The 17,159-nt window shown below is 64.6% G+C and carries 17 protein-coding genes; 9 read left to right on the top strand and 8 right to left on the bottom strand.

Going from position 1 to position 17,159, the window contains the following annotated elements; translation table 11 throughout:
* The first annotated feature begins 339 nt into the window (after positions 1 to 339).
* Positions 340 to 1,878: a YifB family Mg chelatase-like AAA ATPase gene (locus BFX80_RS17180; RefSeq protein WP_084209516.1), complete on the top strand. Its 1,539-nt coding sequence runs from the start codon at positions 340 to 342 to the stop codon at positions 1,876 to 1,878.
* A gap of 28 nt (positions 1,879 to 1,906) precedes the next feature.
* Here the strand turns inward: BFX80_RS17180 and BFX80_RS17175 are convergent, their stop codons facing one another.
* The 4 genes from BFX80_RS17175 to BFX80_RS17160 all read right to left on the bottom strand — a co-directional run bounded on the left by BFX80_RS17175 (position 1,907) and on the right by BFX80_RS17160 (position 5,717).
* Positions 1,907 to 2,938, bottom strand: coding sequence for an Lnb N-terminal periplasmic domain-containing protein (locus BFX80_RS17175; protein WP_084209515.1), 1,032 nt, complete (start codon positions 2,936 to 2,938; stop codon positions 1,907 to 1,909).
* 10 nt (positions 2,939 to 2,948) lie between these two features.
* Entirely contained in the window at positions 2,949 to 4,100 is a 1,152-nt protein-coding gene (locus BFX80_RS17170; RefSeq protein WP_084209514.1) for a pyridoxal phosphate-dependent aminotransferase, read from the bottom strand.
* Between the two features lie 88 nt (positions 4,101 to 4,188).
* Positions 4,189 to 4,719 carry a hypothetical protein gene (locus tag BFX80_RS17165; protein ID WP_157109506.1) on the bottom strand — a complete coding sequence of 177 codons (531 nt, stop codon included), beginning with the start codon at positions 4,717 to 4,719 and terminating at the stop codon, positions 4,189 to 4,191.
* Positions 4,707 to 5,717, bottom strand: a complete 1,011-nt coding sequence (locus tag BFX80_RS17160) for an alpha/beta hydrolase (protein WP_084209512.1) — start codon at positions 5,715 to 5,717, stop codon at positions 4,707 to 4,709. The genes BFX80_RS17165 and BFX80_RS17160 overlap by 13 nt, the downstream gene beginning before the upstream one ends.
* Before the next feature lie 282 nt (positions 5,718 to 5,999).
* On the opposite strand from BFX80_RS17160, the gene BFX80_RS17155 reads away from it, so the two are divergent.
* Together BFX80_RS17155 and BFX80_RS17150 are read left to right on the top strand one after the other, a co-directional pair.
* On the top strand, positions 6,000 to 8,180 hold the full coding sequence (locus tag BFX80_RS17155; RefSeq protein ID WP_084209511.1) for a malate synthase G: 2,181 nt from the start codon (positions 6,000 to 6,002) through the stop codon (positions 8,178 to 8,180).
* A 279-nt stretch (positions 8,181 to 8,459) separates the two neighbouring features.
* Positions 8,460 to 8,876, top strand: a complete 417-nt coding sequence (locus tag BFX80_RS17150) for a PaaI family thioesterase (protein ID WP_077379595.1) — start codon at positions 8,460 to 8,462, stop codon at positions 8,874 to 8,876.
* A 29-nt stretch (positions 8,877 to 8,905) separates the two neighbouring features.
* Here the strand turns inward: BFX80_RS17150 and BFX80_RS17145 are convergent, their stop codons facing one another.
* The gene (locus tag BFX80_RS17145; RefSeq protein ID WP_084209510.1) at positions 8,906 to 9,325 is read right to left on the bottom strand and encodes a DUF423 domain-containing protein; all 420 of its coding nucleotides are present in this window, start codon (positions 9,323 to 9,325) and stop codon (positions 8,906 to 8,908) included.
* 115 nt (positions 9,326 to 9,440) lie between these two features.
* Here BFX80_RS17145 and thiS point away from each other — a divergent pair, with 115 nt between their 5' ends.
* The 4 genes from thiS to BFX80_RS17125 all read left to right on the top strand — a co-directional run bounded on the left by thiS (position 9,441) and on the right by BFX80_RS17125 (position 12,465).
* Complete coding sequence (thiS, locus tag BFX80_RS17140) at positions 9,441 to 9,641, top strand: sulfur carrier protein ThiS (protein ID WP_077379591.1); 201 nt, start codon at positions 9,441 to 9,443, stop codon at positions 9,639 to 9,641.
* Positions 9,642 to 9,708: 67 nt separating this feature from the next.
* Positions 9,709 to 10,542 carry a thiazole synthase gene (locus BFX80_RS17135; protein WP_077379589.1) on the top strand — a complete coding sequence of 278 codons (834 nt, stop codon included), beginning with the start codon at positions 9,709 to 9,711 and terminating at the stop codon, positions 10,540 to 10,542.
* Positions 10,543 to 10,603: 61 nt separating this feature from the next.
* Positions 10,604 to 11,428 carry a tRNA (guanosine(46)-N7)-methyltransferase TrmB gene (gene trmB, locus BFX80_RS17130; protein WP_084209509.1) on the top strand — a complete coding sequence of 275 codons (825 nt, stop codon included), beginning with the start codon at positions 10,604 to 10,606 and terminating at the stop codon, positions 11,426 to 11,428.
* 128 nt (positions 11,429 to 11,556) lie between these two features.
* The gene (locus BFX80_RS17125) at positions 11,557 to 12,465 is read left to right on the top strand and encodes a putative RNA methyltransferase (protein WP_240499626.1); all 909 of its coding nucleotides are present in this window, start codon (positions 11,557 to 11,559) and stop codon (positions 12,463 to 12,465) included.
* A gap of 240 nt (positions 12,466 to 12,705) precedes the next feature.
* Here the strand turns inward: BFX80_RS17125 and BFX80_RS17120 are convergent, their stop codons facing one another.
* On the bottom strand, positions 12,706 to 13,635 hold the full coding sequence (locus tag BFX80_RS17120) for an AEC family transporter (protein ID WP_077379585.1): 930 nt from the start codon (positions 13,633 to 13,635) through the stop codon (positions 12,706 to 12,708).
* A gap of 228 nt (positions 13,636 to 13,863) precedes the next feature.
* On the opposite strand from BFX80_RS17120, the gene BFX80_RS17115 reads away from it, so the two are divergent.
* Positions 13,864 to 14,457, top strand: a complete 594-nt coding sequence (locus BFX80_RS17115; protein WP_077379583.1) for a hypothetical protein — start codon at positions 13,864 to 13,866, stop codon at positions 14,455 to 14,457.
* 58 nt (positions 14,458 to 14,515) lie between these two features.
* Positions 14,516 to 15,175, top strand: coding sequence for an SCO family protein (locus BFX80_RS17110; RefSeq protein WP_084209508.1), 660 nt, complete (start codon positions 14,516 to 14,518; stop codon positions 15,173 to 15,175).
* A gap of 423 nt (positions 15,176 to 15,598) precedes the next feature.
* On the opposite strand, the gene BFX80_RS17105 is transcribed toward BFX80_RS17110, so the two are convergent.
* Both BFX80_RS17105 and BFX80_RS17100 read right to left on the bottom strand, forming a co-directional pair.
* The gene (locus BFX80_RS17105; RefSeq protein WP_077379579.1) at positions 15,599 to 16,306 is read right to left on the bottom strand and encodes an FKBP-type peptidyl-prolyl cis-trans isomerase; all 708 of its coding nucleotides are present in this window, start codon (positions 16,304 to 16,306) and stop codon (positions 15,599 to 15,601) included.
* Between the two features lie 133 nt (positions 16,307 to 16,439).
* On the bottom strand, positions 16,440 to 17,045 hold the full coding sequence (locus BFX80_RS17100) for a TIGR02444 family protein (RefSeq protein WP_167593068.1): 606 nt from the start codon (positions 17,043 to 17,045) through the stop codon (positions 16,440 to 16,442).
* Positions 17,046 to 17,159 lie beyond the last annotated feature (114 nt).

The following is a 17,159-nucleotide window of genomic DNA, read 5'->3' as shown; positions in this document are numbered from 1 at the left end:
CCCTGTCGAGGGGGTTATGTAATGTTATCCACAGTCGGTATTTTCCTTACGTATCCAGTAATTCTAGGGGTTGGTGGCGTAATGAAAATTATGAAACGGGTGGCTGGAATTGCTGATAATACCGTTGCGGTGCAGTGAGGACATGCCGTGTCCGGCAGCGCGAGTGACATTTGAGGAGTGCCGTATCGCCAAGCGTTGAGTCGTGTGCACGCTGGCAGGTATGAGATTTGCCATGCTGGAGGAGATGGCACCGGTATCGTGCCCTCGCGCTCATGGCAGGCGGGTGCCTGCTCCGATTGCGCCGTGCAGCAGAGAGGCGGCATCACGCAGGGAAGACTCATGTCATTGGCAATGTTGCGCACGCGCGCATCTCTTGGTCTTGAAGCTCCGGAGGTGCAGGTAGAGGTACACCTCTCCAACGGGCTGCCGGGGCTCTCCATCGTTGGCTTGCCGGAAGCGGCGGTGAAGGAAAGTCGTGAGCGAGTGCGCAGCGCATTGCTCAATGCAGGCTTCGAGTTTCCAGCGCGCCGAATCACCCTCAATCTGGCCCCGGCTGACCTGCCCAAGGAGGGTGGGCGCTTTGATCTGCCGATCGCACTGGGCATCCTGGTGGCATCCGGTCAGGTGCCGGAAGAGGCCGTGGCGCAGATCGAGTGTCTGGGCGAGTTGGCACTCGATGGCAGCATTCGCTCCGTTACGGGCGTGCTGCCTGCTGCGCTCTGCTGTCGCAAGGCCGGGCGCACCCTGGTGGTGCCGCGTGGCAATGCCGATGAGGCCGCGCTGGCGGAACAGCTGGATGTGCTGTCCGTGGGCCATCTGCTGGAGTTGGTGGCGCACCTTCTCGGGCGTGAGAGGATCATGCCGCATGTCTGTTCCGTCACTCCTCAGGCGCGACTCCCGGAGCCGGACCTGAGCGAGGTGCGTGGCCAGCATCAGGCGCGGCGTGCGCTGGAGATTGCCGCTGCGGGAGGCCACAACCTGCTGTTCGCGGGGCCGCCGGGTACGGGCAAGACGATGCTGGCCAGTCGCCTCTCCGGCATTCTGCCGCCGCTGGGAGAAGCCGAGGCCCTGGAAGTCGCGGCGGTACGCTCGGTCTGCGGGATGCCGATCATGGAGCGCTGGGGCCAGCGGCCCTTCCGGGCGCCGCATCATACCGCCAGTGGTGTCGCGCTGGTCGGGGGTGGCTCCAGGCCGCGTCCGGGAGAGGTGTCGCTGGCCCATCATGGCGTGCTGTTTCTGGACGAGCTGGCGGAATTTGATCGTGGTGTACTGGAAGTGATGCGTGAGCCGCTGGAGAGCGGTCGCATCCTCATCTCGCGTGCCAGCCATCAGCGGCGCTTTCCGGCACGTTTCCAGCTGGTGGCGGCGATGAACCCCTGCCCGTGCGGCTATCTTGGTGACAGCCGTCGCAACTGCAGTTGCACGCCGGCCCAGATCCAGCGCTATCAGGCGCGCCTATCTGGCCCGCTGCTGGACCGTATCGATCTGCAGGTCGAGGTACCGGGACTGCCTGCTGAGGAGCTGACGTCCGCGACCCCCGGTGAGGCCTCGGACGCAGTGCGCGAACGGGTGCTGGCAGCCCGCGCTCGTCAATTGGCCCGCGGCGGGCTCAATGCCCATCTCGACACCCATGCCCTGGAAGCCGCCTGCCAGCTGGAGGACGGCGAGCGTCAGTGGCTGGCCGGCGTGCTGTCGCGTCTCAATCTCTCGGCGCGTGCCTATCACCGGGTATTGCGTGTCGCGCTGACGTTGAGCGATCTCATTGCGCAGGATGGCGTGCAGCGGCCCCAGCTGATGGAAGCCATCGGCTATCGTCAGCTGGACCGCATGATGGGGAGAGACCCGGCCCGCCCGGGAGCGGAACAACGCAGCGCCTGAGCACTGCCTGTCGGGCCGCGTCGCCCGTTCAGAAGGACGGGCTGTCCGCGCCGGGGATGCCCTCACGGATCAGGCGCGAGAAGTCGCCGTCCGGGTGCTCGTCGGCGGCGATGGCGGCAGGGTTGATCAGGCTTCTGGCCTTGAGCTCGTCGAAGGGTGCGGCGCCACTGAGCGCATCCTGGTCCGCGACATATTCCGGCAGATAGCCGGAGAGCAGCAGTCGATAGTCCAGCGGCAGGCCGTCGGTGAGGCGCGTCATCATTGCGTAGACGAGGGTGGTGCAGTTGCTGGTGGCGGTGTTGTAGAAGCGTGGCTGAGTGCGCAATGTCTCGGCTTCGTCGACGTAGGCCAGCAGCAATTCGCGGATCAGTTCGCGCGGCATCTGCACCCGATAGAGATGCACCTGCTCCCCGCGCACGTTGCTGCGCACGCGGATGATGTCGCGCTCGTCAGCGGCGATCACCGCCAGTTCGTACTCCTTGAACATCCCGCCCAGTGTCGAGAAGGCCTCGTCACGCTCCTTGCGGATTTCCACCGAGAAGGCCAGATGGCGTCCATCGGCGAAACCGAAGCTGACCAGCGTATGAGCGATCTGCGGCCCCATCCAGTGACTGGTCAACAGATCCACCGAGGTCAGTTGATCCAGAGGATAGTCCCGACTCTCCCAGCGCGGCGTGTAATCCTCAGGCGTGCGCCACTCGAAGTTGCGCACCTGTTCGAGGTGCAGGATGTCATCTTGGCTGAGGCTCCCCTCGACCAGATGTTCGACCTCCGGCGCCCAGTCGCGGTCCGCCCGCGGGGTGATGCTGTTCCACCAGCCGAGGCTGGCGACCAACAGCATCAGGTAGCTGCCCGCCAGTCGCCAGCGAATCGCATGGAGTTGCGGCCACCACAGCGCAATGACACAGATGAGGCTCAGCGCACCCGCGAGGACGGCCAGTGTCGTGCGAAGCCCCTCCGGTCCCGGCAGGCGGAACCACAGGGCAGGCATCAGCCACAGGCTCGCCCCCAGCAAGGCAAGGCTGGCGACGCTGCGGAGCACGATGCTGGTCAGGCTCATCGGCCGGCACTCATGAGCGATTCTCTTCGACGATGGCCTGCTCGAGACGCGCCAGTCGACCCGGTACCAGGCTGTCCTCCAGGGTCGAGATGCGCAGGATATGGCCGAGCGCCGGGTGAGGGGAGCGGGTGATCAGCACGCCCTGCGCCATCAGTTGCTGCTGAACCTGAGCAGCCCGCTCGGCGCTCTTGAGGCGCACGCAGAGGAAGTTGGTGGCACTGGGGAGGACGTCAGCCCCCAGCGAGCGCAGGTGCTCGGCAAGCTGATCACGAGACTGGATGACCGCGGCAACGTGAGTCGCGGCTTCTTCGGGATGCTTCAGCAGCAGCTCGCCGGCTGCCAGTGCCGGCGCGCTGACGGCATAGTGGATCCGAACCTTGGTCAGAAGGGCGAGATCCTCACGCTCGGCGATCATGAAGCCGAGACGCAGGCCCGCCAGTCCATAAGCCTTGGAGAAGGTGCGCAGCCGGAAGGTACGAGCCATCGGGGCATTGTCGGCCTGCGCCGCATCGGGGCGGAAGTCGTGATAGGCCTCGTCCAGCAGCAGGCTGCAGTCCGCTGGGAGCGCATCACGCAGTGCTCGGACATCTTCATCCGAGTGCAGGTGCCCGCTGGGGTTGTCCGGGTTGGCGAGATAGACGACACGGGCCGCATGCTGACTTGCCGCCGCGGCGAGTGCGGCGAGATCCGGTGCCAGCTGGGCGAAATGGAGGGCATCATCAGAGGCATGGGCTTCGGTATATGGCACTTCAATGACCTCAGCACCGAGACCGCGCGCAAAGTACGCCAGTGTGGGGTAGGTGCCGGCACTGGTGATCACGCGCTCTCCCGCACAGATGGTGGCGCGCATCACCAGCGCCAGCAGGCTGTCGGCGCCGGCGTCGACCAGCAGCGTCTCGTAGGCGACGCCCAGGCGCTCGGCCAGTTGATGGCGCAGTTGCCAGGCATCGGCGTCCGCGTAGCTGCGGCTCAGGTCTGCCAGGGCATGGCCCAGCTCGCCGCCGAGTACCGCGTGGGGCATGTCGAGCCCTTCATTGGAGCCGTACTGATGCGGCAGCGCATGCCCCAGTCTGCGTTCCAGCGCCTTGATGCCGGGGAACGGGTTGTGCGGTCCCTCCTGATAAAGGTGGGCCAGGAAACGGCGGGGAGTGGCGGTAGTCATCTTGGCTCCAGAGGCGGTAACGGATGACGCCGGGAGGCAGGAGGTGGCCATGCGGCGTCAGAGAGTGAGTCGAGGAGACAGTGGGCGCTCAGGAGGCAGGTCGCGCACTGGCAAGGGCGTCAAGCGCCGCCTGATCGAAGGCGCCGCTGAGCGTGAATGTCCGGGTCTGCTGGCGCTCCGCGCTGAGACGGCGCACCAGCTCCAGTGTCAGCTGGTAGGGCTGCAGGGTGCGGTCGGAGAGCCTCAGGGGGCCACCGCTGGTATCCAGGCGTGCCACGAGGCGCCATTGCAGACTGTCGATGCCGGGGCGATCGTTGCTCCAGTTGAGCACCTGCGGGCCATCCTTGAGCGCCAGCAGGGCACGTGTCAGCGCTTCATTGAGTGCGCCGGGCTGCACCTCGAGACTGGTATCCACTTCAGGAGGTGCCAGCAGCAGGACCTGCTCGCCCAGTGGCGGGGTCCAGCTCTGCTCATCCAGCAGGCGGGCAGCACTCTGGCCCAGGCCATAGATGGGGTCGCGCTCCGCGCGTGGCACCTGATCCAGTCCCATGCAGCCGGTCAGACCGGTGATCAACATCAGGCTCGCCAGTGTTCGCAGCCCGCGACTCATTCGTGACATGCCGGGGCGCCTCCCCTGCCATCAGGGGCCTCAAGTTCCGGGCGCGGCGACAGCGCATCGAGGAAGGCATCCAGCTCGGCGAACAAGGCCGTGCGAATCGGCTCGGCCTCATTGACCAGATGATGCTGCGCCTCGGGGTGGCGATGAATCCGCGCGTTGGGGAACTTGCTGGCCAGCACGTCGAGATTCCACTGCCAGTCCACCGTGGTGTCCTGTTCGCCCTGCAGTATCAGGGTGGGTAGCGAGCAGGGCGGGAGGGCCTGCAGGCGTGGAATCCAGGCGCGCATGGCCGAGACCCACTTCACGGCGAGTCGATCCGCCTGAAGCGGGTCGTTGGTGCTCAGGAACTCGTAGAACGCCGCGTCATTGGTATTCGCGCGGTACTTGCGCGGAATGGAGTCGATGAAGGGGCGCGCCATGCTATGCAGCCAGCGGGACTGCGGCCACCCCCAGGGGCGGACCAGCGGGGCGAGCAGCGCGATTCCCTGCCAGCGCGAGTCACTGCCACGCATCAGGGCGTCGGTGGCCAGCACGGAGCCGCCGGTGCTCTGACCGATCCCGAACCAGGGATGCGGCGCCAGGTCGTGGACTTCCAGGTACTCCTGAAACGCCTGCAGGCAGCCGACATAGTCACCGAAGTCATCGATGGAAGCCGGCTCGCCGGAGGACAGGCCATGCCCCGGCAGGTCCCACAGCGCGACCTGCCAGCCCTGTTTCAGCAGGTGGGCCAGCAGGTGCCGATACAGCGCGAGGTGATCGAAATATCCATGCACCACGAAGATGGTGCCGCGCGGACTCGGCGGAGTCCACAGCTGTGCCCACAGGCGAAAATCGCCAGCATCGAGGTGTCCGGCATGTACGGTGACATGTGCGCTGCGCAGTTCATCCAGGCCATAGTGGCTCAGGTAACAGGCCAGCGGGCTGGTCGTCTGACCGGGCAGACACTCAGGCAGACGAATGAAAGGGCCATAATCGAGCAGTGCGCTGAAGTCGGGCATGGTGATCTCCATAATGCTGCCATGCTAGCGGCTGGAGCTGTCGTGAGCCATAGGAAAAAACAGTGTTTCTTCATACAAGGGCTGCGTGTCGCGAACTGCCAGCATTCGTCATGCCATTTCCAGAACACGGTAATCCGGTTTCAGCCTCTTGTTCATTGGTCAAAGCCCCGCTTCCGCCAGCCACGGCATCGGGTATGGTGAAGTGATCCACAACCGCCCGGCAGATGATTCATTCCACGTACGGTTCGTCAGTTGATATTCGTTTCCAGGGAGAGCACACGCATGACCGATCGCATTCAACTTGAACGTCTGGCCATTGATGCCGGACTGCACCGCTTCATCGAGGAGGAAGCGTTGCCCGGTTCCGGTATCGCCTCGGCCGACTTCTGGTCCGGCGTCGATGCGTTGCTGCACGAGCTGGCGCCACGCAATCGCGAGCTGCTGGAAACGCGCGAACAGCTTCAGGCCAGCATCGACCAGTGGCACCGTGAGCATCCCGGCAAGGTCGAACTGCCCGCCTACAAGGCCTTCCTGAAGGAGATCGGCTACCTGGAAGACGAGCCGGCCAGTGTCGAGGCCACCACCGCCAACGTGGACAGCGAGATCTGCCAGCAGGCAGGACCGCAGCTGGTCGTGCCGGTGATGAATGCCCGTTACGCCCTGAACGCCGCCAATGCGCGCTGGGGCTCACTCTATGACGCCCTCTACGGCACCGACGCGATCAGTGATGACGATGGCGCCGAGCGCGGCAAGGACTACAACCCGGTGCGGGGTGCCAAGGTGGTGGCCTACGCACGCCAGGTGCTGGATACCATCGCGCCGCTGGCTGGCGGTACGCACCATGACAGCGAGGGGTACTCCATTCGTGACGGCCACCTGCTGGTGCGGGTCGGCGGGCGTGACCTGAGCCTCAAGTCGCCGGAACGCTTCCTCGGCTATCGCGGCGACGAAAGCGCGCCAAGCGCGATCATCTTCGCGCACAACGGGCTGCACGCGGAGCTCGTGATCGATGCCGAGCACCCCATCGGCAAGACCGACCCCGCCAACGTCAGTGACCTGATCATGGAGGCTGCGCTCTCCACCATCATGGACTGCGAGGACTCGGTGGCCGCGGTGGATGCCGACGACAAGGTGGCCGTCTATCGCAACTGGCTGGGCCTGATGAAGGGCGATCTGACCGAGACGCTGGAGAAGAAGGGTCGCCAGATGACGCGCAGGCTGAACGCGGACCGTGAATACACCGGCGCCGATGGCACCACCCGCGTGCTGCATGGTCGCTCGCTGATGCTGATCCGCAACGTGGGCCATCTGATGACCAACCCGGCCATCCTGCTGGAAGATGGCAGCGAGGCGCCGGAAGGCATCATGGATGCCATCTTCACCAGTCTGATCGCGCTGCATGATCTCAAGGGTGACAAGGACAGCCGTGGCGGTATCTGCAACTCGCGCACCGGCTCCGTCTACATCGTCAAGCCCAAGATGCACGGTCCGTCCGAGGTCGCCTTCGCTGACGAGCTGTTCTCGCGTGTCGAGCAGCTGCTGGGCCTGCCGAATGCCACGCTCAAGATGGGCATCATGGACGAGGAGCGTCGTACCACCGTCAACCTCAAGGCCTGCATCGCCGCGGCCAGTTCCCGTGTGGCCTTCATCAATACCGGCTTCCTGGATCGCACTGGTGACGAGATGCACACCTCGATGGAAGCTGGTCCGATGCTGCGCAAGGGCGACATGAAGGGGGCGGCCTGGATTCAGGCCTATGAGAAGTGGAACGTGGATATCGGGCTGGAATGCGGTCTGCGGGGTCGCGCCCAGATCGGCAAGGGCATGTGGGCGATGCCGGACCTGATGGCGGCGATGCTGGAGCAGAAGATCGGCCATCCCCGCGCCGGTGCCAATACCGCCTGGGTCCCGTCACCGACCGCGGCCGTGCTGCATGCGCTGCATTATCACCAGGTCTCGGTGAAGGACGTGCAGCATGACCTGCTCAGCCGCCCGCGCGCCAGTCTCGATGACCTGCTGACCATTCCGCTGGAGCTCGATCCCCAGTGGAGTGCCGAGGAGATCCAGGCCGAGCTGGACAACAACGCCCAGGGGATTCTCGGCTATGTGGTGCGCTGGATCGATCACGGCACCGGTTGTTCCAAGGTGCCGGACATCCACGATGTCGGCCTGATGGAAGACCGCGCCACGCTGCGCATCTCCAGCCAGCACATCGCCAACTGGCTGCATCATGGCATCGTCGACAACGCCCAGGTGCAGGACACGCTGGAGCGCATGGCGGGCGTGGTGGATCGTCAGAACGCTGCGGACCCCAGCTATCAGGCGATGACGGCGGATCTCGAGGGCTCCATCGCCTTCCAGGCAGCCTGCGAGCTGGTGTTCCAGGGACGAGTGCAGCCGAGTGGCTATACCGAGCCGGTACTGCATCGCCGCCGCCTCGAGAAGAAGCAGCAGGCTCACTGAGGCAGCGTCGGCGCTGCGCCATGAGCGTGGCACTGCGGATGCGGATCTCGGACAAGCACGACGGCGGCTCTCGAGCCGTCGTCGTGCTTTCTGGCGATGCCATATTTCCCGAGGCGGCATTTGACGCTAGCCTTGCCCCCAGTAGCGCGCAACCGTACGATCAGCGCCCGCTCAGCCACTGCAGCGCCTGAAACGCGATGGTGTGGCGATCCCTGGTCACCACGCCTGTGCGTGTCGGTGCCACCAATCTGTCGTAGTCATCCTGTCGAGGAGAACGTCATGCCCGTCATGCACGCTGCTGCCATCGAGGACTTTCTCGATGATGTCTTCCCCCAGCGCCTGGGCACCATAGAAGCCGTGGGGGATGGCTGGGCCACCATGGGACTGGCCATCGAGGACGAGCATCTGCGTCCCGGAGGCAGCGTCTCCGGTCCGGCGATGATGGCGTTGGCCGATGTCTGTCTGTATGTCGCGATCCTGGGGGAGATCGGCCCGGAGCCGATGGCCGTGACCAGTGATCTCAACATCCATTTCCTGCGCCGTGCCCGCGGTGACCGGGATCTGATGGCCACCGCACGCCTCCGCAAGCTCGGGCGGCGTCTCGCCGTGGGCGAGATCGAGCTGTTCAGCCATGGCGACACGGACCCGGTCGCTCTCGTGACCGCAACCTATGCCTTGCCGGATCGCGATGACTAGCGGCAGGTGGTGGTGGGGGGATCGCCCCGCTACAGCTTGTTGGCATCCTTTTCCTCGCTGCCGCGCTGACGCCAGCCGGTGACGGCCAGGCTCAGCCAGCCTGCGATCAGCAGCAAGCCACCGATGGGCGTGATGATGCCCAGCTGGGTGCGCGCCGTGGTGGCCAGCGCATACAGTGAACCGGAAAACAGCAGCATCCCGGCCGCCCACAGCCCCAGCGTCAGCATCTGCCCGCGCAGGGGCTGCACCGAGCGCCAGGCCAGCACGCCGACCGCCGCCAGCACGTGCCACATCTGATAGCGCACGCCGGTCTCGAAGACGCGCAGCATGTCCGCGCTCAGAGTGCCGCGCAGGCCATGACTGGCGAAGGCGCCCAGCGCGATGGTGGACATGCCGGCCAGGCCCATGGCCAGCCACCAGTGGCGGGAGTGGGAGTCGTTGTGACGCATAGAGAGAAAATTCCTTGAGGGCAGGTGGCGAGGGCATATCGTACCGACGATGTTGTGCCTACGCCTGTCCACGTAAAGCCGCTACAATGGCGGCCTCTTTTCGCGGGAGGACAGCATGCAGATACAGCTAAACGGTGAAGATCATGTGGTGGCGGATGCCATGACAGTCGCCGCTCTGGTCGAGAGTCTCGGACTTCAGGGCCGCCGCCTGGCAGTCGAGCGCAACGAGGACATCGTGCCACGTAGCGCTCACGCCGACACCCTTCTGCAGGCCGGTGATCGCATCGAGATCGTCCACGCCATCGGTGGTGGTTGAACGTCCCGCTGCCAGGGTCGATAGCTTTCACTTCACGCTCGCTCACGTCCAGCTCGATGAGGTCATCATGACAGACAGTTCTGCCCAGACGCTTAACGCCCCCGTCACCCAGGTCGCCGGTGACAGTCCGCTGGTCGTCGCCGGTCGCGAGTTCTCCTCGCGCCTGCTGGTCGGCACCGGCAAGTACAAGGACATGGATGAGACCCGTTCCGCCATCGAGACCTCCGGCGCGGAAGTGGTCACCTTCGCGGTGCGTCGCACCAATCTGGGCCAGAATGCCGATGAGCCGAATCTGCTCGACGTGCTGTCGCCCAGTCGCTATACCTTCCTGCCCAATACCGCCGGTTGCTACAACGCGCGTGACGCGGTGCGTACCTGCAAGCTGGCGCGTGAACTGCTGGATGGCCACAATCTGGTCAAGCTGGAAGTGCTGGGCGATCAGGACACGCTGTATCCCAATATCGTCGAGACCCTCAAGGCCGCCGAGGAGCTGGTCGCCGATGGCTTCGACGTGATGGTGTATACCTCCGACGACCCCATCGTCGCCCGTCAGCTCGAGGAGATCGGCTGCTGCGCCATCATGCCGCTGGGCTCTCTGATCGGCTCCGGCCTCGGCATCCTCAACCCGCATACCCTGTCGCTGATCATCGAGCGCGCCAACGTGCCGGTGCTGGTGGATGCCGGGCTGGGCACGGCGTCCGAGGCGGCCTTCGCGATGGAGCTCGGCTGTGATGGCGTGCTGATGAACAGCGCCATTGCCCATGCTCGCCAACCGCTGCTGATGGCGGACGCCATGCGCCAGGCCGTGATCTCCGGCCGTGGTGCCTTCCTGGCGGGACGCATGCCGACTCGCCTGACGGCGCGCGCTTCCTCGCCGGGGGCCGGCCTGATCACCGGCTGACCTCCTGAATCATTCGAATCCGATGCTCGCGCATCGCTCATGCAAAGACCAAGACGACCCCATGACTGACGAGACTTCCAAGCCGCAGGACGACACGTCCACTTCTGCTCCTGCTGACGATGCGCAGCAAGAGAGCGTGCAGAACGAGAGCGTGCAGAACGAAAGCGCGCAAGCGATCCCTTCCGTGGCGGATGAAGCCGTCGCCCGCAAGCGTGGCATCAAGAGCTACGTGATCCGCGGTGGGCGCATGACACAGGCCCAGACCCGCGGGCTCGAAGAGGTCTTCCCGCGCCTTGGACTGCGTCACGAGCAGGGCGAGCTGGACCTCGAGGCGCTGTTCGGTCGCCGTGCGCCGCTGGTGATCGAGGTCGGCTTCGGCATGGGCAAGTCGCTGTGCGAGCAGGCTCAGGCCAATCCGGGCACCGACTTCATCGGGATCGAGGTGCATGCCCCGGGTGTCGGCAAGCTGCTGGATGATGTCGACAAGCTGGGTCTGACCAATCTGCGCGTCTATCGTCACGATGCATTGGAAGTGCTGGCTGACTGCGTGCCGGCAGGGTGTGCCGACACCTTCCAGCTGTTCTTCCCGGACCCGTGGCCGAAGAAGAAACACCACAAGCGTCGCATCGTGCAGCCAGCCTTCGTCGAGCTGGTGCGTCGTGTGCTCAAGCCGGGCGGTCACTTCCATATGGCCACCGACTGGGAGAACTACGCCGAGGCCATGGCCGAAGAGATGGCCGAGGCACCGGGCTTCGTCAACACGGCTCCGGCCGAGAGCGCCCCCTATGTGCCGCGTCCGGATTTCCGTCCGCTGACCAAGTTCGAGCAGCGCGGCGAGCGTCTCGGTCACGGCGTGTGGGATCTGATCTTCGTCAAGCAGGACTGATTCGCGCCTCGTGCGCAGTGGCGGCATCATCACGATGCTGCATCGCGGCCGCCTTCGGGTGGCCGCTTGCGTCTGAGACCCGCCGCTTTTGCCTTTCTCTTCCCACCTCGTCCCGAGAGCTGATGACCATGACGACGCCCACCCCTGAGCCGGCTGACCGGCCGACCATGACGCCACTGACGACCCTGACCTGTCCACTGGATGCCCAGCGGCTGATGCGAGATGGCCAGAGCTGGTGCTGCGCCGATGGCCATCGCTTCGATATCGCGCGTCAGGGGCACGTCAATCTGCTGCCGGTGCAGCGCAAGCGCAGTCTAGACCCCGGCGACAGCAAGGCGATGGTCAGCGCTCGCCAGCGGCTGTTCGCCCTCGGTGGCTATCAGCCTCTCGCCTCGGCGCTGGCACGACGTGTGCTGGCGCTGGCAGGGCAGGCAAGTGCGCTGGCCGTGCTGGATGCCGGCTGTGGGGAAGGCTTCTATCTGCGTCAGCTGGCAGGCGCTGCCGATGAGCAGCAGCGCTCGCTGACGGCGGCGGGACTGGATATCTCCAAGCACGCGGTGCTGGCGGCAGCGAAGCAGTCACGCGATGCCGCCTGGTTGGTGGGCACCAACGCGGCACTGCCGTTGGAAGACGCCTGTGTGGATGTGGTGATCTGCGCCTTCGGCTTCCCCGTCTGGCAGGAGTTCGCGCGTGTGCTCAAGCCCGGGGGCCATGTGGTGCTGCTGGAGGCGGGAGCCGAGCACCTGCTGGCGTTGCGCAGAATTCTCTACCGGGAGCTGAAGCCCGCGCGTGGCGAGGCCGGGGTGATGGCCGCCGAAGCTGCAGGTTTCGTGGTGGAGGGGGAGGTCGAGCATCTGCATGCAGGGCTTTCATTGACCAGCAATGAGCAGATCCGGGATCTGCTGACCATGACCCCGCATCTGTATCGTGCCGAGCGTGATGGTCTGGCACGAGCCGAAGCTATGACGGCCTTGGCGGTCGAGCTGCACGCGGAACTGAGGGTGTTCACGCGAGAGGAGGCACAAGGCGCGGCGTAAATAGAAATTCTTCGCATTTGGCTTGCAAAAGCAAATGAGAATGATTATCTTGTCTGTGCGGTGTCCGGGCAGACATCGCAGGGCGCAAGCCCATCCGCGGCGGCGGAGTCAGGCCCCCGCTGCGGAGTTTCTCCTCATCAAGCTAGTCACGGTCTTGGGCATCCTCATTTGGGATGCCCTTTTTCTTGTGTGCGGTTCATGCCGAGAGCCCTCAGGTCGCGAGCCGCGACGGAGCCTCCGTCAGGTCGCCAGCCACAGGGGCAGGGTCAACATCGCCAGCAGCGTCTGCGCGGTGATCAGCGCCGCCATCAGTTCGGCATTGCCACCCAGCTGGCGCGCCAGGATGTAGGCTGAGGTAGCCGTGGGCAGCGCGGCAAACAGGATGGCGACATCGCGTGCCACACCAGTCAGGCCAACGCCGGCGCACAGCCCCACCACCAATGCCGGCATCGCCAGCAGCTTCAGCAGACTCGCCAGCCATGCCACGCTGCCACTGTTCATCAGTACTCGTGGTCGCAGCGCCACGCCTACCGCCACCAATCCCAGTGGCAACGCCGCGCGCCCCAGCAATGTCAGCGCATCGCCGCTCCAGCCCGGCAGGCCGATGCCGCTGAGATTGAGCGCCGTTCCCGCCAGACAGGCCAGCACCAGAGGGTTGCGGGTCAGCGCCTTGAGTGAGCGCAGCAGTCCGCCGTCACCCAGAGTGCCGGCGCCGATGAACGCCAATACGCACAGCAGGTTGGCCGCTGGCACCATCAGGGCCAGCGCCACCGCCGCGACGGTCGCACCGGCACTGCCATGCAGCGCTGCCGCGCCGGCCACGCCGACGTAGCTGTTGAAGCGGATGCTGCCCTGGAAGAGTGAGGTGAAGGACGCGGCATCGCCCAGCTGGCGGCTCAGCCAGTCGGGGGCATGACGCCACCCCAGCCACAGCGCGGCAGCGAACAGCAGCATCGAGCCCAGCATCACGCAGGCCAGAGGGATGACCGGGACGCTGGCCATGTCAGCGCGCGCCAGGGTGGACATCAGCATGGCAGGGAACAGCACGTAATAGATGAGGCGTTCCAGCTCGCTCCAGAACCCCTCGCCCGGGAAGCGCTTCCAGCCCAGCAAGGCGCCCGCGACGATGAGCAGGAAGAGAGGACCGAGCGCCTGTTGTACACTTGCCATTCTGTCTCCTGGGCGTGCTCACGGTGCGGATGGGGCGTCGTGGCCAAGAACGTCTCGTGCCTCGACGTGACACGATGTCTCGGCGGCTGCGCCCACCGGGGGGCCTGATAAGCTTGTCATGAGTGGCTCACCTGCGCATTCATTCATGTGTCTTAACCTGTCGACCTGTTTGCCACGCGACTGTCTCCTCCTGTTCCGGCGTGCTGCCGGATTGTCATCGGAACCGCCATGTATCGCGCCGAAGAAGAAAATGCCCGCCCGCCCTTGCTCAACCTGCTGATCATGGTGACGCTGCTCACCATCGTCGTATCGCTCTATTACCTGATCGACTACTACCTTGTACGTGACGGCAGCAACGGCAAGGTCACCTGGTTCGCCCCCAACCAGTCCTGTGAGCTCAGCCATGCGCCCTGCAGTGCCGAGCTGGGACGCTTCGGGCGTATCACGCTCGCACTCGATGGTGACATCAGCCCGCTGACGCCGCTGGGTATCCGGGTGATCACGGAAGATGTGGCACCCGAGGGCGTGGAGGTCGATTTCATCGGTCGCCACATGGACATGGGGGTCAAGCGCAGTCTGCTGACCACCCGGGATGCGCCGACGCAGGCACGTCAGCACTGGTCGGGGGAAGGACAGCTCGGTTTCTGCAGCAGTGCCACCATGGCATGGCGAGCACAGGTGATCGTGACCACTGAACGTGGCCGCCTGGGCAGCTGGTTCGACTTTGACAGCCATCCGCCTGCCTCCACGGCGGAGCAGCTCGAAAGCTCGGTCAACCAGCTGTTCTCCCCTGACGAAAGAAGCGTCCGACGAGACAGCTAGCGCGCGGCGAGGCGTGGGGCGTCTGACCGGCAGGCCACCACTGACAAGGAGTCCAGGCATGCAGGAGGAGAACAGGCAGGCCCTGCGCTGGCTGATGCTGGGCGTGGTGGGTGTCGTGGCACTGGTGGGCGCGGGGGTGACATGGCAGGCCCTTCACCGACCGTCGGCGCCGGTGTCCGGCATGCAGGCGTGGGCGAGCCTTGGCGGGCCCATCCAGTTGACATCGGCACGGGGCGACTTCCGGCTCGCCGAGGTCAGCATGGGGGAGGCCGCACCACCGGATGCCACGCCGGTGGTGGCACTCTATTTCGGCTATACCCAATGTCCGGATGTCTGCCCGATGACGCTGGCGGCCCTGCGCCAGGTGCTGACCGAGTTGCCGGCGTCGGCGGCCGCTCGCGTGGTACCGGTGCTTGTCTCTCTGGACCCTGAGCGTGATACGCCAGCACGTCTTGCCACCTATGCCGGGCACTTTGGTCCGCGTTTCATCGGGGTCACGGGCAGCGATACCGAACTGGCCGAGATCGCGCGTCGCTACGGGGTCAGTCATCGGCGTGTCGATGCCCCGGATTCCGCGCTGGGCTATACCGTGGATCATGGTGCGGCGCTGTATCTCGTCTCCGCGCAGGGGCGCATCTACGATCGCATTCCCTTCACGCCAGGCGCGGCCGGCATTCGGGCCGGCCTGACTCGCGTGCTGAACGAGACCGCTCCCTGACGTCTCCTTGTCGTGCTGTCATGTGCGTCTCGGACACGAGGGAAATACACATTGTCCACAAGTTGGCAAGAGCCTGTGACGAGAATTGTGGATAATCATTCCGCCATCTTTCAGCAACCTGCTGTTTTTGAAGGCAGACTTTGTATTTCAACAAAATCAACAAGTTAAGGCGTGCATTGCCGATTTCGGGAGTCAGTGTTCACTTTGCCGCCACCCCTGACGGCCGCTGAGTTGCCATGTATCACGGCCGGTTGTCAACCTGTGGTCAATAGCTTCCCCACAGAATTATCCACAGGCAGATCGCTCACCTGAAGGCCCGTTTCACGCTGCCTGTCCCGTCGCGGGATGCCTCCTGCACAATGAAAAAGCCGCCCCTGAGGGCGGCTTTTTCCTGGCTGACGGTGCGCATTCGCGCGTCAGGAATTACTTCGCGGCATCTGCCTTGGTCACGTCGAGCAGCTCGACCTTGAAGGTCAGCGTCTCGTTCGGGCCGATCGGGCCGCCAGTGCCAGCCTTGCCGTAGGCGAGGTCGGCCGGGATGTAGAGCATCCAGGTATCCCCGACGCTCATTTCCTGCAGCGCTTCCTGCCAGCCCTTGATGACCTGGTTGACCTTGAAGCTGACCGGCTCGCCACGCTGATAGGAGCTGTCGAAGACGGTGCCGTCCAGCAGCTTGCCTTCATAGTTCACCTTGACGGTGTCTTCCGCGTCCGGGCTCTCGCCGTCACCGGATTTCAGCACCTTGTACTGCAGGCCGGAATCCAGGGTCTTCACGCCATCCTGCTTGGCGTTCTCGGCGAGGAACTTGTCACCGGCCGCCTTGTTGTCGGCCGCCTGCTGTTCGGCCATCTGCTGCTGCTCTTCCATCTTCTTCTGCTGGAACTTCGAGAGCGCATCGGCAATTTCCTGATCGCTCATCTTCATGTCGCCCTTGGCATAGACGTCACGCACGGCTTGCGTGAAGGCATCCAGGTCAAGATCAGTGATGTCCTGAGACAGGCTCTTGCCCAGTGTCGCACCGATGCCGTAGCTGAGCTGTGCCTGGTCGTCAGAGAGGCTGTCGTCGGCGGCAAAGCTGAACGGGGTAACCAGGAGGGCGCCGAGCGCGACGGCACTAACCAGCTGTTTCATGAAAACTCCTTCAGGATGGGATGGGCCTGAGACGGGCCCGAAACGCATATGCGGCACGCAGCGTGGCATGACCATGCTGATGCTCCGGTGCTACTGGGACTCTAACAGTCGCGTACAAGTTCCGCATCTGCCATTAGGGTTGAGACGAGCTTCGCCCGGCGCGGCTCGTAGCCAGCAGGTGCAGGGCACGTGCGATGCTGTCGTCGCCCTCGTCGAGCGCCACCTGACCGGTAAGCTGTCGCAGCGACTGCAGGAAGGCGCGTCGGGGGTCATGGCATGACATGAAAGGTGACGTGGGAGCATGGGCCGGAGGGCTGAGGGCTTCCAGGCGTGCCAGCGCTTCCTGCTCCGCCGACAGTTCACAGGCCTTCAATTGCTGATACAGCGTTTCCAGCCGGCGTGTGGTGGCCGCGCTTCGCGTGTCGGTTGGCTCCGTCAGGTGCTGCTTGAGCTGTCGGCGACGCTCGCGCAGTGTCACGGTCATCCCGCGTTGCCAGTCACGCACCTTACCGAGCATCAGGCACGGCGAGGCACCCAGCGCCACACCGCGTGCGGCCAGCCAGTGAATCCATAGAAGCTCGCAGACATCGAGACCGGCCTCGTCCTGCAACAGCAGACAGGCACTCATCACGTCAGTCGGCTCTGCGCCATCTTCCTGGTCGTAGGGCAGGCCCTGAGGAGCAGGCTGTGCGTAGAGGGACAGCGCGTAGTCCCACAATCCGGTAGAATGTGCGCCCATCAAGTCGGCTTTCCTGTGGTTCATGGCGGTCAAGCCTGTGGTTCATGGCGGTCAAGCCTGTGGTTCACGGCGGTCATGCATGCTGCGCGCGGGAGCCGACGCCCCCGGATTTTC

This window comes from Cobetia marina, from assembly GCF_001720485.1.
Classification (GTDB): Bacteria; Pseudomonadota; Gammaproteobacteria; order Pseudomonadales; family Halomonadaceae; genus Cobetia; species Cobetia marina.
This window is presented reverse-complemented; position numbering and strand designations above follow the sequence as displayed.

Coding starts and splice junctions, on each gene's coding strand:
- BFX80_RS17155 (WP_084209511.1), top strand. CDS start 6,000: ATGACCGATCGCATTCAACTTGAACGTCTGGCCATTGATGCCGGACTG.
- BFX80_RS17125 (WP_240499626.1), top strand. CDS start 11,557: ATGACGACGCCCACCCCTGAGCCGGCTGACCGGCCGACCATGACGCCA.
- BFX80_RS17150 (WP_077379595.1), top strand. CDS start 8,460: ATGCCCGTCATGCACGCTGCTGCCATCGAGGACTTTCTCGATGATGTC.
- BFX80_RS17145 (WP_084209510.1), bottom strand. CDS start 9,325: ATGCGTCACAACGACTCCCACTCCCGCCACTGGTGGCTGGCCATGGGC.
- BFX80_RS17120 (WP_077379585.1), bottom strand. CDS start 13,635: ATGGCAAGTGTACAACAGGCGCTCGGTCCTCTCTTCCTGCTCATCGTC.
- BFX80_RS17165 (WP_157109506.1), bottom strand. CDS start 4,719: ATGTCACGAATGAGTCGCGGGCTGCGAACACTGGCGAGCCTGATGTTG.
- BFX80_RS17135 (WP_077379589.1), top strand. CDS start 9,709: ATGACAGACAGTTCTGCCCAGACGCTTAACGCCCCCGTCACCCAGGTC.
- BFX80_RS17115 (WP_077379583.1), top strand. CDS start 13,864: ATGTATCGCGCCGAAGAAGAAAATGCCCGCCCGCCCTTGCTCAACCTG.
- BFX80_RS17170 (WP_084209514.1), bottom strand. CDS start 4,100: ATGACTACCGCCACTCCCCGCCGTTTCCTGGCCCACCTTTATCAGGAG.
- BFX80_RS17175 (WP_084209515.1), bottom strand. CDS start 2,938: ATGAGCCTGACCAGCATCGTGCTCCGCAGCGTCGCCAGCCTTGCCTTG.
- thiS (WP_077379591.1), top strand. CDS start 9,441: ATGCAGATACAGCTAAACGGTGAAGATCATGTGGTGGCGGATGCCATG.
- BFX80_RS17160 (WP_084209512.1), bottom strand. CDS start 5,717: ATGCCCGACTTCAGCGCACTGCTCGATTATGGCCCTTTCATTCGTCTG.
- BFX80_RS17110 (WP_084209508.1), top strand. CDS start 14,516: ATGCAGGAGGAGAACAGGCAGGCCCTGCGCTGGCTGATGCTGGGCGTG.
- BFX80_RS17105 (WP_077379579.1), bottom strand. CDS start 16,306: ATGAAACAGCTGGTTAGTGCCGTCGCGCTCGGCGCCCTCCTGGTTACC.
- BFX80_RS17100 (WP_167593068.1), bottom strand. CDS start 17,045: ATGGGCGCACATTCTACCGGATTGTGGGACTACGCGCTGTCCCTCTAC.
- BFX80_RS17180 (WP_084209516.1), top strand. CDS start 340: ATGTCATTGGCAATGTTGCGCACGCGCGCATCTCTTGGTCTTGAAGCT.
- trmB (WP_084209509.1), top strand. CDS start 10,604: ATGACTGACGAGACTTCCAAGCCGCAGGACGACACGTCCACTTCTGCT.